Origin of the sequence: Kribbella sp. NPDC051620, assembly GCF_044453825.1 — a bacterium.
Classification (GTDB): domain Bacteria; phylum Actinomycetota; class Actinomycetes; order Propionibacteriales; family Kribbellaceae; genus Kribbella.
Genome location: NZ_JBITDB010000003.1, coordinates 533867 through 549779 on the forward strand (window position 1 = coordinate 533867; position 15913 = coordinate 549779).

Here is a 15913-nt window from a genome sequence, read left to right on the forward strand (position 1 = left end):
CGTTCCGGGCTGACTCTTTCGGGAGGCCGGAATGTCCGCAACGCTCGACCCCGCCGCGGTCGACAGTGCCAGCTCCAGGACCAGCGCCCAAGATCTCGGCAGCTTCGGCTATGACCAGCAACTGTCCCGGCGGGTGGGGACGTTCGCGTCCTTCGCGGCCGGGTTCTCGTTCGTCTCGATCCTGACGACGGTCTTCCAGTTGTTCGGTCTCGGGTACGGCTTCGGCGGTACCGCGTTCTTCTGGACCTGGCCGGCCGTCCTGGCCGGGCAGCTCATGGTCGCGCTGTGCTTCGCCGAACTGGCCGCGCGGTACCCGTTGTCGGGCGCGATCTACCAGTGGTCACGCCGGTTGGGCGGTGCCGTCGTCGGCTGGTTCGCCGGCTGGACGATGATCGTCGCGCAGATCATCACGGTCGCGGCGGCCGCGATCGCGTTGCAGGTGGTGTTGCCGGCGGTGTGGAGCGGCTTCCAGCTGATCGGTACCGACCCCTCGCTCGCCTCCCGCGACGGGGCCTCGAACGCAGTACTGCTCGGCTGTCTGTTGCTCGTCGTCACGACGACGCTCAACGCGGTCAGCGTCCGGGTCACGGCGATCGTGAACTCGGTCGGCGTCACCTGCGAGCTCGTCGGCGTCGTCCTGATGGTCATCCTGCTGACCGGTCACGCCGAGCGCGGTCCGTCGGTCGTCCTGCACACGACCGGGCTCGACAACAGCACCGGGTATGTCGTACCGCTGCTGATCTCGGCGCTGATGGCGGCGTACGTGCTGGTCGGGTTCGACAGTGCCGGCGAGCTGTCCGAGGAGACGCACAAGCCGCGCGCGACGACACCGCGGACGATCATCCGGGCGGTCGTCGCCTCGGGCATCGGTGGCGCGTTCCTGATCGTCGCCGCGCTGATGGCCGCGCCGTCGCTGACCGATGGCTCACTGGGATTGCAGGGCCTGCCGTATGTGCTCACCAGCAGCCTCGGATCGACGACCGGAAAGCTGCTGCTGCTCGATGTCGCGTTCGCGGTCTGCGTGTGCACGCTCGCGATCCAGACCGCCGCGGCCCGGATGATCTTCTCGATGGCCCGCGACAACGTGCTGCCGTTCTCTTCCCAACTGCGGAAGGTGTCCCCGCGTACCGGTACGCCGTTGCTCGCGACCGTCGTACCTGGCGTCGGCGCGGCTGTTTGCCTGGTCGTGAACGTCGGCAACGCCGGGCTGTTCCTCGGGCTCACGAGCGTCTGCATCATGTTGCTCTACCTGGCGTACCTGATGGTCACGCTGCCTTTGTTCGTACGCCGCCTGACGGGCGACCCGCTGCCGGCTGGGGTCGACGAGGACGGCAAGAAGCTCTTCTCGCTCGGGCGGTTCGGGCTGCTGGTCAACGGGGTCGCCGTGGTCTACGGGTTGGCGATGGCGATCAACCTGGCCTGGCCTCGATCGGAGGTCTACGACCCGGCCGGTGAGGGGTGGTATCTGCATTACCTGCCGATCATCACGCTCGTCGTCACCGGGGTCGCGGGCTTCGCGACGTATCGGGTGCAGCGCGGGCGGTACCACGCGGCGATCGCTCAGCCGGTGCTGGAGACGGCATGAGCTACCAGCACTCGGTTCCTGCTGATGCGGTGTGGTCCTTTCCTGTTCGCGCGGATCGCCTTGTCCGGCTGACTGCGCTCGGCCCCGACGCCAATGCGTCGGTGCTGATCGTGGCGGCGGATCGGGTCGATCGGCTCAATGTGCCGGACACGTTGAAGGCGCAGATGTCGGCGTGTGTCCGGCCGGGGTTGGTGTTGATGTCGGATCGCGGGTTCGCGCTCGCTTCGGTGGTTGAGTCGAGCTTGGAATGGCACGACTGCCTGGCCGGCATCGGTTCTCGAGATGGGTTGGTGGTCGAGCTTGCGAAGTACGGGTTGGGTGAGGTTGATCTGCACGGGAGTATCAACTTCTTCTCCAAGGTCGCGATCGCTGATGACTCGCGGGCCTCGATGGCGTTCGTGCCGGGGCATGCGGTGGCGGGCGATTCCGTAGTACTGCGGACCGCTGCTGACCTGCTGATCTTCGTGTCGACGGCCGCGCATCCGCTCTCCGGGCTGCCTGCCGCTGGAGTGTCGGTGGAGGTGTCTGTCGCTGATGGGCCGTGGCCGGAGCCGTTGCGGGATGAGGCCGGGCGAGCGCTTGAGATGACGCGGAGGGCTGCGCTGTGACTACTTCTTTCTTGGGACTTGCGGCGCTGGATGTGACGGTCGCGGCCGGGGACGGGGCGTTGGTGCCGGTACCGGCTGGTGGGCGGCTGCGGATCGTTGATCTGCACGGGAATCAGGCTGTCGACACGTTGCTGTATGACGCCGCGGAGGTGGCGAATCGGTACTCCGCGTTCGACACGATGCGGGCGCAGGGTGCTGTCTTTCTGACCACCGGTTCGCGGCTGTTGTCGACGCGGCTGGATGAGCTTGCTGTGATCACCGACGACACGTGCGGGCGGCATGACACGGTCGGTGGCGCATGTTCGCAGGAGAGCAACGTCATCCGGTATGGGGAGCACACCCGGCATCAGCATGCTTGCCGGCAGACCTTTCTCCGGTACGGGGCTGCTGCAGGGATCGGGCAGCGGGAGCTCGGGCACAACATCAACTTCTTCATGAATGTGCCGGTGACGCCGTCGGGTGGGTTGAAGTTCGACGACGGGTTGTCGGCGCCGGGCAAGTATGTCGAGCTGACGGCGTCGCGGGATGTACTCGTGCTGATCAGCAACTGCCCGCAGATCAACAACCCCTGCAACGGCTGGAATCCGACGCCGGTGCAGTTGCTCGGCTGGTGGGGCTGATGACGCGCGCTGTGGTCGTTGCCCCCGGCATGCAGACGACGGTGCAGGATCTGGACGGGCGGCAGGGGTTGTGGGACGTCGGCGTACCGCCGTCCGGAGCCGTGGACGAGTTGACCTTCGCGCTGCTCAACGCCGCCGTCGGAAACCCTTCTCATGCAGCCGGGCTCGAGTGCGTGGTGGCCGGCCCGGTCCTGCGACTGGACGAGGACCGCCTGGTCTGCGTCGGGGGTGCCGCCACCCAAGCAACCATCAACGGCTACCACCTCCGCCCCGGCACAGTCGCCCGCCTGACCGCCGGCTCCGTCCTCGACGTCGGCCCACTGGACGGTCCCGGTATGCGCGGTTACGTCGCCGTAGAAGGCGGTCTGGACGTGCCACGCGTGCTCGGCAGCCGCTCAACCTTCATCCTCGGAGAATTCGGGGGGTTGGACGGCCGTGCGCTGATCGCCGGTGACTCGCTACCCCTCGGGCGGCGCGAGAACCTGTTGCGGCCGGCCGCCATCACATTGCCGACGCTGACCAACGAGTGGACCTTGCGAGTCATCGCCGGTCCGCATGGCGCTCCCGAGCACCTCACTGCTACGGGGGTGGATTCCTTCTTCTCGACGGTATGGACGATCGACCACCGCTCCGACCGTACCGGCATCCGCCTGGTCGGCCCGATCCCCGAATGGGCCCGCACCGACGGCGGCGAAGCAGGCCTCCACCCGTCCAACGTCCACGACTCCGCCTACCCGGTCGGCGGCATCATGCTCTCCGGCGACACCCCAGTAATAGTAGGAAAAGACGGCCCTTCCCTAGGCGGCTTCGTAGTCCCCGCAGTAACCATCGAGGCCGACCGCTGGATCCTCGGCCAACTCCGCCCCGGCGACACCCTCCACCTACACCCCGTAACCCCCGAAGCAGCCGCCGAAGCCATCCACATCCGCCGCACCTGGCTCCGCGATCTCCGCCAAGACCAGCAACTCACCGCCCTAACCACCCCTGCCCCAGACCGTCCACCGGCCCTTCACCACCAAGCAACGGCTTGCAGCGGCGATAGCGCTGCAAGCGCCGACCTCACGGAGGTCAACGCTGCCGAGCCCCGCGGCGCCGGCTTCCCCCCACCGCCGTCCCCCGGCCAACGCGGCGGCTTCCCCCCACCGACGTTCCCCGACCAACGCGGCGACTCCAGCCACCTCACCCGACCCAGCGGCGACTCACTCCCCCCACACCCCACCCACCCCGGCGGCTCGCCGGCATACAGCATCAGGCTGGCTGGTGAGCGGCATGTGCTTGTGGAGGCCGGGCCTTTGGAGCTCGACCTGACAGTGCGAGTCTGGATTCATCTTCTCGCCGAGGCGCTTCGGGGAGAGGCTCTCGACGGGGTGACCGAGATTGTCGAGGGCGTGCGGTCGGTGTTGATCGCCGTGGACTCCGGGCGGTTGGCGCCTGGGGAGTTGGCAGAGCATCTCGTCGTACTGGCTGATGGGCTGGCGGATCCGGGGCGGGTGGTGTTGCCGGCTCGGGAGGTCAGCCTGCCGATTGCGTTTGATCATCCGTTGGCGCACGAGGCGATGCGGAGGTATGCGGCTTCCGTGCGACCAGACGCGCCGTGGTGTCCGGACAACGTGGAGTTCATCCGGCGGGTCAACGATCTCGAGCAGCGCGACGAGGTGTTCGACATCGTTGCCGAGGCCACCTATCTGGTGGTCGGGCTCGGCGATGTGTACCTGGGCGCACCGGTCGCGGTGCCGATCGATCCGCGGCACCGGCTCGTCACCACGAAGTACAACCCGGCCCGCACCTGGACCCCGCAGAACGCCGTCGGCATCGGCGGCATCTACCTCTGCATCTACGGCATGGAAGGCCCCGGCGGCTACCAACTCGTCGGCCGCACCGTCCCCGTCTGGCGGCTGTCCGAGCGCGACGAACAACCCTGGCTGCTGAGGCAGTTCGACAAGATCAGTTTCACCCCCGTCAGCACCGAGGAACTCGCCCGGCAACGCGCCGACATCAAGGCCGGCCGCGCGGATCTCCAGGTCCGGCCGTCGACGTTCTCGATCGCCGACGTCCGCGCGATCGAGCAGGAGGCACCGATGGACATCGTCAGTCTGCGCGCGAAACGCCGCGCCGCGTTCGACGCCGAGCGGGCGAGGTGGGGAGCATGACCGTCTGGATCACCCGCGTCGACCCGATCGAACCACGCCCAGGACCGCTGCACGGTCTGACGATGGCGATCAAGGACAACATCGACCTGTACGCCGTACCGACCACCGCCGGCGATCCCCGCAACACGATGCCCGCGGCAACCAACGCCTTCGTCGTCGACCGCCTGATCGAGGCCGGCGCCGTCCCCCTCGGCAAGACGAATCTCGACCAGTACGCGACCGGCCTGGTCGGCACGCGTTCGCCGTACGGCGCCCCACACTCGGTCTTCTCCGAGCAGCACATCTCGGGCGGCTCCAGCGCGGGCAGCGCCGTCGCGGTGGCGTCCGGCGAGGTCGACTTCGCGCTCGGCACCGACACAGCCGGCAGCGGACGCGTCCCGGCCGCGTTCAACGGAATCGTCGGCATCAAACCGAGCAAGGGACTCGTCTCCACCAGCGGCGTCGTACCAGCCTGCCGCTCACTCGACTGCGTGACGGTCTTCGCCCGCACGGTCGACACCGCCCGCCGCGCCTTCGAGGTGATGGCCGTGTACGACCCCACCGACCCGTACTCCCGCACGCTTCCACCAGCCACGCAAAGGCCCGGGCCGCAGCGCATCGGCGTACCGGACAAACCCCTCGGCCTAGACCCCCTGCACGAACAGGCGTGGATCGAAGCCCTCGACCAAGCCGCGAAGCTCGGCGACGTCGTACCGGTCGACATCACCGCATTGCTCGAGACAGCCGACCTCCTGTACTCCGGCCCGTGGCTCGCCGAACGCTGGCTGGCCTTCGGCGACAAGCTCGACGACGACCCCGCCGTCGACCCGACCGTCCGCGCGATCGTCCGCAAGGGCGCCACCCTCACCGCCTCGCAAACCTTCGCCGGCTTCGACCGACTCGCAGCCCTGAGGCGCCAAACCGAGCCACTCTGGGACGACATCGACGCCCTGCTGCTCCCCGTGACCGAGACCCACCCAACTCTCGCCGAGGTCGCCGCCGACCCGATCGGCGTGAACAGCCGGCTCGGCCGCTTCACCAACATGGTCAATCTGCTGGACCTCTGCGCGATAGCCTTCCCCGGCCCGGCCCGCCCCGACGGACTGCCCTTCGGCGTACAGCTCCTCGCCCCGGCCGGCCACGACCACCTCGTCATCGACCTCGCCGCCGTTTGGTGCGGTGAGCAACCAACCACGCGACCACCCGACGGCGTCCTCCTAGCCGTAGCCGGCGCCCACCTGACCGGCCAGCCCCTCAACAAAGATCTGGTACTCCGAGGCGCCACGCTCGCCTTCGAGTCCAGAACCGCCGGCGACTACCGCATGTTCCTGGTGCCAGGACCACGCCCCGGCCTGACCCGCACCACGCCACCGATCGACGGCCCAGGCATCGAGGTCGAGGTCTGGCGCCTACCCACCCCGGAGCTGGCCGGCTTCCTGTCCACGATCGCGCCACCCCTGGCGATCGGCCCGATCGAGCTCGCTGACGGCACCGAAGTACTCGGCTTCGTCTGCACCGCCGACGCGGCCGACCCGACCAAGGAGATCACCGCCTCGGGCAGCTGGCGCAACTACCTCGGCGCCGGTTTGGGGACGTAGCGGATGAACATCAGGCAGACGCTCGCAGCCGCGAGCGCCAACGAGACCGGCACCATCGTGTAGCGATAGCCCGCCGTCGTGGCCAGTACGGCCGCGCCGAGCGGGCCGATCGCGCGGGCCGCGAGCACCGGGGTCGCGAGTGCTCCCGAGATCGTGCCGTACCCGGCCGCGCCGTACCGATCGAGCAGGATCGCGGGCGTCGCGAGTGTGGAGACGCCGAAGCCGAGTCCGAACAACACGATGCAGACGGCCGCGCCCAGAGCGCTCCGGCCGAGCCACGGCAGGATGCCGATCGCGAAGCACTGGATCAGGAACGTCCGCGCGACGATCGTCGACATGTCGAGCCAGCGCTGCAGCACGGAGGTGACGAGGCGGCCCGTCACGGAGTACAGGCCCAGCAGTCCGGTCAGCCCCGCGGCTACGGCAGGTTTGTACCCGAGGTCGCCCAGGAAGAGCACGAGATGGACCGACACGATCGCGATCGCGCCGCTGTGCAGGACGAAGCCGGTGGTGATCAGCCAGAAGCCGCCGTCGCGGAGCGCCGCTCGAATCGCCCGACTGTGCTCCGCGCGGTCGGCGGCTGTCTTGGTGTGGGTGGGGCGGGTGCCTCTCAGCGCGAACGCGTGTAGCGGGACGGTCAGCAGATTGTGTGCCAGGCCCAGAATCAGCAGGGCCTCTCGCCAGCCGTGCGTGCGGATCAGTTGTCCGGCGAGAGGGATGAAGATCGTGCTGGCGAGGCCGGCCACCAACGTCACGACGAGTAGGGCGTTCGTCCGCCGCTTCGGCTCCAGTACCGCGACCAGTACGGCGATGGCCGGGCCGTACAGGACCATCGCGGACGCGACCCCGATCAGCGCGAACACGGCGTAGAGCTGCGCGACATTCTGTACCTGCGACCAGGCGAGGACGGCGATGCTGGCGAGCAACGAGCCGGCGGTCATCAGCAGATGCGCGCCGCGCCGATCGAGCCAGCGGCCGACCGGGACCGACATCACGCAGCTGACCAGGATGGCCAAGGTGAGAGCGCCGGCCGAGGTGGCGGTGGAGATCCCGAGGTCGGAGCTCATCGGGCCGAGGAAGACGCCGAACACGTAGTACAGGACGCCGTAGCCGACGGTCTGCGTGACGGCGAGCGCAGCCACCACCAGCGGCCGACTGCCGCGCCTAACACTCGACTCCAGCTGAGCGGACATCGCGCCCGACTATGGCTGCCCGACGCCCGGTCGGCAAGAGGCAAGTTATGGACCACTCAACCTGACCCTCTTTGGACCACTACACCAAGCCAGAACCCTCATACGGTGGGACCCATGACCACCCACCCCCGCCCGACCGCCAACCATGCGCATTCCTGGGCCGCTTACAGTCGCGCGGGCAGCGCGATGTTTCTGGTCGGCAGCCTCGCCGCGGTCTCCGGGGTCGTCAACGACTACCCCTTCTACGGCGGCCAGGCCGCGCGCTACCTCGTGTCCGCGGCGCTGCTCTTCGCCGTCGCGTACGGCCGCCGCATCCCGCTGATCCGACCCACCCGCCGCGAGGCACTCCTGCTGCTCGCGCTCGCCGCGACCGGCCTGGTGCTCTTCAACCTCTTCGTCATCCAAGGCACGAAACACGCGAACCCGGCCATCGTCGGCACGATCGTCGGCACCGTCCCGATCGTGCTCGCCCTGGCCGGCCCGGTCATGCACCGAACCCGCCCCTCCGCCCGAATCATCACCGCGGCATCGATCGTCGTCGCCGGCACCGCCCTGGCCTCCGGCCTAGGCACCTCAGACACCCAAGGAATCCTGTACTCCGTAGGCGCCCTCGCCTGCGAAGCCTGCTTCTCCCTACTAGCCCTCCCGCTACTGGTCCGACTAGGCCCAGTCCGCGTCTCCGCCTACACCGCCGCCACCTCGGTACCGATGCTGATCGCACTAGGTCTGCTGACCGACGGCCCCGCCCACTTCGTCCGTACTCCGACGTTCGGCGAACTGGCCGGCCTCGCCTACCTGGCGATCCTCGTCAGCGGCATCGCCTTCCTCCTCTGGTACCGGGCCCTGCCGATGCTCGGCCCCGACCGAGCCGGACTCTTCGCCGGAATCATCCCCATCGGCACCATCCTCACCTCCCTGACCCTCGGCTTCGGCCTCCCCGCCCCCGCCGAACTGGCCGGAGTAGCCCTGGTGATCACCGGCCTGCTGGTGGGCCTGCACCGCCCTCGAACATCAGTCGACACTGCCGTAGAGGCCGTCATACCGGCCAAGGTTTGACATCTGGCGAGGTTCCGCGTGCAATATATTGCATGCCGGTCCGGCCGCCAACGACAGGATCTCCCCGATGAGCCTCAGCGACTTCCCGCGTCATCCCCTCACCTTCGGCCCCAGCCCGGTACATCCGCTGAAGCGGTTGTCCGACCATCTCGGTGGAGCGCAGATCTGGGCCAAGCGAGAGGACTGCAACTCCGGGCTCGCGTTCGGTGGCAACAAGACGCGCAAGCTCGAGTACCTGGTACCCGACGCGCTGGCCCAAGGCGCGACCCACCTCGTCACCATCGGCGGCATCCAGTCCAACCACACCCGCCAGGTCGCAGCCGTCGCCGCCTCGCTCGGCCTCAAGGCGCGCCTGGTCCAGGAGAGCTGGGTCGACTGGCCCGACGCGGTCAACGACCGGGTCGGCAACATCCTGCTCTCCCGCGTCATGGGCGCCGACATCGAACTCGTCGAGGCAGGCTTCGGCATCGGCTTCAAGGAGAGCTGGGAGAACGCGCTCGAGCAGATCCGCTCCGAGGGCGGTGTCCCGTACGCGATCCCCGCGGGCGCCTCCGATCACCCGCTCGGCGGTCTCGGCTTCGCGAACTGGGCGGACGAAGTACAGGCTCAAGAAGAGGCACTGGGCGTCTTCTTCGACACCATCGTCGTCTGCTCGGTCACCGGTTCGACCCACGCGGGCATGATCGCGGGCTTCGCCGGCCAGGACCGCCCGCGCCGGGTACTCGGCATCGACGCCTCCGCCAAGATCGACGAGACCCGCGCCCAGGTCGAGAAGATCGCCCACAACACCTCCGCCCTGATCGGCCTCCCCCGCGACCTCCGCGACGACGAAATCACCGTCCTCGAAGGCTGGGCCGGCGAGTACTACGGCATCCCCGTCCAATCCACCCTGGACGCCATCCGCCTCACCGGCTCCCTCGAAGGCGTCATCCTCGACCCCGTCTACGAAGGCAAGTCGATGGCCGCCCTGATCGATTTGGTCCGCACCGCCGAAATCCCCCGCACCTCCACCGTCCTCTACGCCCACCTAGGCGGCCAACCAGCCCTCAACGCCTACTCAGCCCTCTTCAAGTCTTGACCCTCCCCACCCACTCCGCCCCCACCTTGAGCACCCACCAGCCACGCCCTCACGCCTCTGCCGCCCACCCCGTGCCCAAAGTCGCCGGCATCGCCGCGGGCGCGCCGGTGGGTGGCGGGTGGGGTGGAGGGTGGTGAGATGAGGAGGGTTATGGGTACTGCGCTTGCGGCCGATGGGACTCGGGTCGCCTACCAACTGGACGGCGAGGGGCCGCCGTTGGTTCTGCTGGCCGGGCAGGCGAACAGCCATCACTGGTGGGACCCGGTCCGGGCAGACTTCGGCGGGTACCGGACGATCACGCTCGATTGGCGTGGTACCGGCGACTCCGACCGGCCGGACGTCGTCTACAGCACCGAAGGCTTCGCGGACGACGTGATCGCGGTACTCGACGATGCCGGCATCGAGTCGGCCGACGTCTACGGCACCTCGATGGGCGGCCGGGTCGCGCAATGGCTCGCGGCCCGATATCCGCAGCGGGTACGCAGACTCGTCCTCGGCTGCACGTCACCCGGCAAGAAGCACGGCCACGAACGCAGCCACGAGATCCGTCGAGCCCTCGCTCAAGCCGACCAGGCCGGCCGCGACCGCATCCTCCTCGACCTCATGTACACCCCGGCCTGGCTGGCGAACAACCCCGGCCCGTACTACGTATTGGGCGACCGCACCATGCCGACGTACGCCCGAGGTCGCCATCTCGTTGCCAGCAACAACCATGACGCCTGGGACGAACTCCCGAACATCAAGGCCCCCACCCTGATCCTCCACGGCGCCGACGACCTCTTCAGCCCGGCCGCCAACGCCGACCTTCTCGCCACCCGCATCCCCGACGCCCGCGCCCACGTCCTCCCCAACGCCCGGCACGCGTACTTCCACGAGTACCGGACAATCGCGAGCCAACTCGTCCGCGACTTCCTCAACCCAACGCCCTAGGCCTGGTACTCCGCGCCTGCCCCTAAAGGCAAACGAGCTCACCCCATCCGCTGCAACGCCCTCTCCCGACGGCCGGCCACGCTCGACCCCGACTCCCGCCTCGCCATCCGACGCAGTACTACGGGAGCCACCAGCAACCCCACCACCGCCCACACGCCAAGCACGCCGACCATCTCCAGGTGCCGCCACGACTCCCCGATCTCGACCGCGACCGCATCCGCGGGCAGCAGCGCCGACCGCATCCCCAACCCGAGCCAGTAGATCGGCGTCAACTGCGCCACGAACTCCAACCAGCCCGGCAGCGCGGTCACCGGGTAGAAGATCCCCGACACCCCGATCAGCGCCAGCACCGGCAACTGGATCAGCCCCTGCGACCGCGCACTCGTGAACACCGACCCCAGCACAGCCCCGATCGGCAATGTCGCCAGCAACCCGAGTACCAGCACCCACAGCAAGGTCAACGGCCGCTCCACCGAAAGCCCACGGACGATCAACAACCCAGGGATCAGCAGTATCGCCAGGTCGACAATCAACCCACCGGCGACCGATACCACCTTGCTCACCAGGTACCCGACCATCCCGTCAGGCGTCGCCTTCGCCCGCAGCAGCGTGCCGTCCTCGCGGTCGGCCGTGAGCTGCTGGCTCATGCTGATCATGCCCATCGCCGCGTTCATCCCGAGCATGCTCGGCAGCGCCAGCGCGCCCAGCCCGAACCCGGTCGACCCGAACGACTTGTCGCGCAGGAAGTACAAGGCGATCAGCAACAGCACCGGCCAGAGGAAGTGGCTGACCAGTTCGCCCGGATTGGTGAAGGACTGCCGCAACTCGATCACCCCGCGCCGCCAACCGGTCCGGACCGCTCTCATCCGCGGGCTCATCACGCCACCTCGTTCTGTCGTACCAGCGTCAGATACGTGTCCTCGAGCGTTGCCCGCCGGACCTCCAGCTCGGTCAGCGCTTCGCCGTACCGGCCGAAAAGCCCGCGCACAAAGGCGGTCGACTCAGCCACCGACTCCCTGAACCGCTGCCCGCCGACAGTCCACCGAACCTCGTCCTCCCCCGCGATCTGCCGGGTCAACTCAACTTCGGTGCCAGCAGCAACGATCCGCCCGCCGGCCAGCACCAGGATGCGATCCGCAAGCTTGCCGGCCTCGTCGAGATCATGCGTGGTGAGCAACACCGTCGTCCCCTCCTCCGCCGCCAGCCGCGCCACCAATTCGTGGAACTCATGCCGTGCCACCGGATCGAACCCAGCCGTCGGCTCGTCCAGGAACAGCACCTCCGGGCGCCCGACGATCCCGATCGCGACGTCGAGCCGGCGCCGCTGCCCACCCGACAACGTCTTGATCTTCTGCCCGGCGTGCTCAGTCAGCCCGACGGCGGCGATCAACTCATCGGCATCCCAGGGCCGTTGCACGTCGGCGGTCGAGTAGGGGGCGTAGTACTCGCCGAGATGCGCCAGCAATTCCCGTACCCGCCACTTGCCGTGATCCCGCCACGATTGCAGTACGACGCCCAGCCGCGCCCGCCACCGCTCGTCGCCCTCGGCCGGATCCACGCCAAGCACCGAGACCCGTCCCGCGGACCGCAGCCGGAACCCTTCCAGGATCTCGATCGTCGTCGTCTTGCCGGCGCCGTTCGGACCGAGCAACGCCAGGACTTCGCCCCGCCGCGCCCGCAGCGTCACGTCATGCAGAACATCGGTGTCGCCGTACCGCATCCGCAGTCCGTCCACCTCGAGAACAACCTCAGTCATATCCCGGAAGCTACGTTGCGTTTCCACCACTGGCAACGCACTGACCTTGCCAATCCCTCACAAAATCAGCAGATCTGGGCTATTGTTGCAATGACTTTGACAGCGAACGCAACCCCGGGAGGCCGTCGATGCCAGGAGGACGGCTGACCCACGAGGAGCGTCGGCTGATCGCCGCCCGGCTGATCGAAGGCCACGGGTACGCCGAGATCGCGCGCGAACTCGACCGCCCCACGTCAACGATCAGCCGCGAAGTCAGCCGCAACGGCGGCCGTACCGGGTACCGCGCGGAGCACGCCCAGCTCGCCACCGGCTCCCGCGCCCGCCGCCGCAAACGCCCAACCCCGGAGGCCGACAGTCCCACCACCGACGCGTACGGCCGCGACCGCGCAGCCGTCCGCGACTATGCCGAACTCTTCGCCGAAACAATGGTTGAGACGGGCCTGCCCCGGATGGCGTCGCGCGTCCTCGCCCGCCTCTACACAACGGACACCCCAAGCCTCACCGCCGCCGACCTGGTCCGCGAACTCAAGGTCAGCCCAGCCTCCATCTCCAAGGCGATCAACTACCTCGAAGGCCTCGAACTGGTACGCCGCGAGCCCGACCCCGGCAAGCGCCACGAGCACTACCTGATCGCCGAGGACATCTGGATCCAGGCCTGGCGGACGAGCGCCCGCGCCAACGCCAACTGGGCCGGCACCGCGCGCAAGGGCGCCGAACTCTTCAACCCTGCGACCCCCGCAGGCGAGCGGCTCGACCGGATGAGCCAGTTCTTCCAGCAACTCAGCGACGACATGTCCAGCCTCGGCCCCGACCCCGAGGTCGCCGAAGACACCGCGACAATCCTCGCCGCGCTGATCCATGCCCACCACCCCCTCACCACAGACCAACTCGCCACCGCCCTCGCCTGGTCACTCAACCGCGTCACCACCGCCTTGACCACCGCCGAGACCTACAACACCGACCCGCTGGCGCTGACAACAGTTGCCCCCGGCACCTACACCATCACCGTCACCGTCACCCGCTTGACCACCCCCCAACGCCAAGCCCTCACAGCCCTCGCTCACCCCCAAGCCCTGGCCGCCGCGCGCAACCATTCCACCGGTACGCCGAGCAACCGCTCGTCGTAGTACCGACCACGCACCCTGGATTGCCCGGCCGGCCCACCTCCGTCGCCTACGACCCAGGTCCCGCAAGCATCATGACAATCCCCTCCCGATCTCTCGTGCGATCCGGAGCAACGCACCAGCTCGCAGCACCCCGTCCGCCAGCCCGATCTCGACCAGGTTGTCGAAAACCGCTTGATCCGCCGCCGACGCCCGGATCCCCGCATCCAGCACCCGCCCCGACCGAGTCAGCCGAGCGGCCAACGCCGTATCCCGCAGATGCCGCCCCAACAACCCCTTCACCGCCAGCCGGTACTCCGTACCCGCATCCCCCGACCCTCGCCGCAAAGCACCGGCCGCCGCCCTCCCCGCCAGCATCCCGGTCGCAATCGCGTAGTAGATCCCCTCCCCAGTCATCGGATTGACCAACCCAGCCGCATCACCAACCAACATCACCCGCCCACCCTGCGGCCGCCACGCCCAAGACGCCAACGGCAAGTGATGCCCCCGCCAATCCACCCCACCAACACTTGCCCCCGGCAACAACCGCTCCAACTCCCCCAACATCCCCACCCGAGTCAACCGCCCCCGCCCCACCCGCTCCCGCTCCGCCCGCCCCGCCCGCTCCGCCCGGTCCTGCTGCTCCTGCCCCGTCCGCTCCTGCCCCGCGCGCGTCGGCCGCTCCTGTCCTGTCCGCAACTGTTCGCCGTAGCCGACGTTCGACCAGCCGTCTCCGCGGTCGAAGGACCACGCGTACGACGGCTGCCGGGCCGTCCCGAACACGATCACCTGCTGCCCAGCCCGGCCAACGGGAGTCGGCACATACCCCCGCAACGCCAGCGCCACCGGCCCACCCACCAGCCCCAACGCCCCTCGGACCATCGAGTACGCCCCATCGGCGCCCACCACCATGCGAGCCTCGACGTCATCGACCAGCACCGCCGACGGCTGCACCTCAACCCGGGCCACCCGCTGCTTGCGGAGTACCGCCCCAGCAGCCACCGCCGCCAGAACCAGCCGCTCGTCAAAAACAGTCCGCGGAACCACATACGCCTCCCGCGCCATCAACCGCTCAACCCCAAGCGCTCCACGCCGCAACGACAGCCGACGGATCGGCGTACGGTCATCGACCAACCCCGTGACCCCGACCGACGCCAGCAGATCAAACACCTGCGGAGCAATCCCATCCCCGCACGCCTTGTCCCGCGGAAACTCGTGCCGATCAAGCAACAACACAGACATCCCAGGCTCAGCCGCCAACGCCCCCAACGCCGCCGCCGCACCCGCCGGCCCAGCCCCGACCACCACCAAATCCCAAGTCACCCACGCAGGCTACTTTCCCTCCGCACGCCGACACCCCCGTCGCACCAGCCTCTCGCCGAACCATGCACGACCGGGACCGCCCTCTACCCACGAGCAAAAGAAACCCAAGCAAGCCTGAGCAAGCGCAACCTCATCCGGAACGCCCCTCGCAAAATCCACCCCCACCCCCACCCCCCACCCCCGCCTCCACCACCGACTTTGAACACCCGGCGGTCACGTCCTCGCCAACCAAGGTGACCGCCCGCCCCGTGCCCAAAGTCGCGCACGCCCGGTCGGCCGAGCGACCTTGTGCACCGGCCAGCCACGCCTTTGCCGTTCGGGCGACTAGCGGGTGCCCAAAGTCGCGCACGCCCGGTCGATCGAGCGACCTTGTGCACCGGCCAGCCACGCCTTTGCCGTTCGGGCGACTAGCGGGTGCCCAAGGTGATCCACGCCAGGCGAGGGCGGATGGGCGCTCGGCGACGCAGGCGGGCAGGGCGAGCCCCGCGCACGAGCCGGCCTCGCGTGCAGGCCGGTCGCCTCCGCCTCGGGGGCGAAGAACACCGTCAGCACCAGGGTGCCCAGCACCACCGGCACGTTGGCCGGGCACATGGGGCGCTTGTCGGATGTGGGCCCGGGCCCACAGCGCAAGAGCCTTGCCTCCACCGGGGAGGTCCGGCGCAGCCGCTGGACCGGAGGGTGTGGGCAAGCGCAGCTGACGTACCCCGCGGTCGACCCGCGCAACCGGCGTACCGAGGGCGTGCAAGCGCAGCCGGACCTGAGTTGAAGTACATCGTGAAGGCACGGGACGCGGGGCTCGGCGTCGTCTTACCGGCGCAGCCGCTGTACCCGGACGGAGTCTGCCAGCGCAGCCGCTGTACCGGACGGCGGGTTGGCGCAGCCGACGTACCGGACGCAGTAAGTCAGCCCAGCCGCCGTACCCGACGCAGTAAGT

Annotated in this window: 13 protein-coding genes; 9 read left to right on the forward strand and 4 right to left on the reverse strand. The window is 68.6% G+C overall.

The window, feature by feature from the left end:
- The first annotated feature begins 31 nt into the window (after positions 1-31).
- From ACIA12_RS15545 to atzF, 5 genes are read left to right on the forward strand one after another with little or no spacing between them, the layout of a single operon-like run.
- A complete protein-coding gene (locus ACIA12_RS15545; RefSeq protein WP_396367637.1) occupies positions 32-1585 on the forward strand; it encodes an amino acid permease in 1554 nt (517 codons plus the stop codon).
- Positions 1582-2193: a DUF1989 domain-containing protein gene (locus ACIA12_RS15550; protein ID WP_396367638.1), complete on the forward strand. Its 612-nt coding sequence runs from the start codon at positions 1582-1584 to the stop codon at positions 2191-2193. Before ACIA12_RS15545 ends, ACIA12_RS15550 begins: the two co-directional genes overlap by 4 nt.
- A complete protein-coding gene (locus tag ACIA12_RS15555) occupies positions 2190-2813 on the forward strand; it encodes an urea amidolyase associated protein UAAP2 (RefSeq protein WP_396367639.1) in 624 nt (207 codons plus the stop codon). The genes ACIA12_RS15550 and ACIA12_RS15555 overlap by 4 nt, the downstream gene beginning before the upstream one ends.
- Positions 2813-4963, forward strand: a complete 2151-nt coding sequence (locus ACIA12_RS15560) for a 5-oxoprolinase/urea amidolyase family protein (RefSeq protein WP_396367640.1) — start codon at positions 2813-2815, stop codon at positions 4961-4963. Before ACIA12_RS15555 ends, ACIA12_RS15560 begins: the two co-directional genes overlap by 1 nt.
- Positions 4960-6540 carry an allophanate hydrolase gene (gene atzF, locus ACIA12_RS15565; protein ID WP_396367641.1) on the forward strand — a complete coding sequence of 527 codons (1581 nt, stop codon included), beginning with the start codon at positions 4960-4962 and terminating at the stop codon, positions 6538-6540. Before ACIA12_RS15560 ends, atzF begins: the two co-directional genes overlap by 4 nt.
- Here the strand turns inward: atzF and ACIA12_RS15570 are convergent.
- Positions 6513-7733, reverse strand: coding sequence for an MFS transporter (locus ACIA12_RS15570; protein ID WP_396367642.1), 1221 nt, complete (start codon positions 7731-7733; stop codon positions 6513-6515). The genes atzF and ACIA12_RS15570 overlap by 28 nt on opposite strands.
- A 114-nt stretch (positions 7734-7847) precedes the next feature.
- Between ACIA12_RS15570 and ACIA12_RS15575 the strand changes: the two genes are divergently transcribed.
- The 3 genes from ACIA12_RS15575 to ACIA12_RS15585 all read left to right on the forward strand — a co-directional run bounded on the left by ACIA12_RS15575 (position 7848) and on the right by ACIA12_RS15585 (position 10797).
- Positions 7848-8789, forward strand: coding sequence for a DMT family transporter (locus ACIA12_RS15575; protein WP_396367643.1), 942 nt, complete (start codon positions 7848-7850; stop codon positions 8787-8789).
- Between the two features lie 67 nt (positions 8790-8856).
- Complete coding sequence (locus ACIA12_RS15580) at positions 8857-9867, forward strand: 1-aminocyclopropane-1-carboxylate deaminase (protein ID WP_396367644.1); 1011 nt, start codon at positions 8857-8859, stop codon at positions 9865-9867.
- 150 nt (positions 9868-10017) lie between these two features.
- Entirely contained in the window at positions 10018-10797 is a 780-nt protein-coding gene (locus ACIA12_RS15585) for an alpha/beta fold hydrolase (protein ID WP_396367645.1), read from the forward strand.
- Between the two features lie 38 nt (positions 10798-10835).
- Here the strand turns inward: ACIA12_RS15585 and ACIA12_RS15590 are convergent, their stop codons facing one another.
- Both ACIA12_RS15590 and ACIA12_RS15595 read right to left on the reverse strand, forming a co-directional pair.
- Positions 10836-11675: an ABC transporter permease gene (locus ACIA12_RS15590; RefSeq protein ID WP_396367646.1), complete on the reverse strand. Its 840-nt coding sequence runs from the start codon at positions 11673-11675 to the stop codon at positions 10836-10838.
- Complete coding sequence (locus ACIA12_RS15595; protein ID WP_396367647.1) at positions 11675-12553, reverse strand: ABC transporter ATP-binding protein; 879 nt, start codon at positions 12551-12553, stop codon at positions 11675-11677. Before ACIA12_RS15595 ends, ACIA12_RS15590 begins: the two co-directional genes overlap by 1 nt.
- Before the next feature lie 128 nt (positions 12554-12681).
- Here ACIA12_RS15595 and ACIA12_RS15600 point away from each other — a divergent pair, with 128 nt between their 5' ends.
- On the forward strand, positions 12682-13680 hold the full coding sequence (locus ACIA12_RS15600; protein ID WP_396367648.1) for a MarR family transcriptional regulator: 999 nt from the start codon (positions 12682-12684) through the stop codon (positions 13678-13680).
- A 69-nt stretch (positions 13681-13749) separates the two neighbouring features.
- On the opposite strand, the gene ACIA12_RS15605 is transcribed toward ACIA12_RS15600, so the two are convergent.
- Positions 13750-14979 carry an FAD-dependent monooxygenase gene (locus ACIA12_RS15605; protein WP_396367649.1) on the reverse strand — a complete coding sequence of 410 codons (1230 nt, stop codon included), beginning with the start codon at positions 14977-14979 and terminating at the stop codon, positions 13750-13752.
- Between the last annotated feature and the right edge of the window lie 934 nt (positions 14980-15913).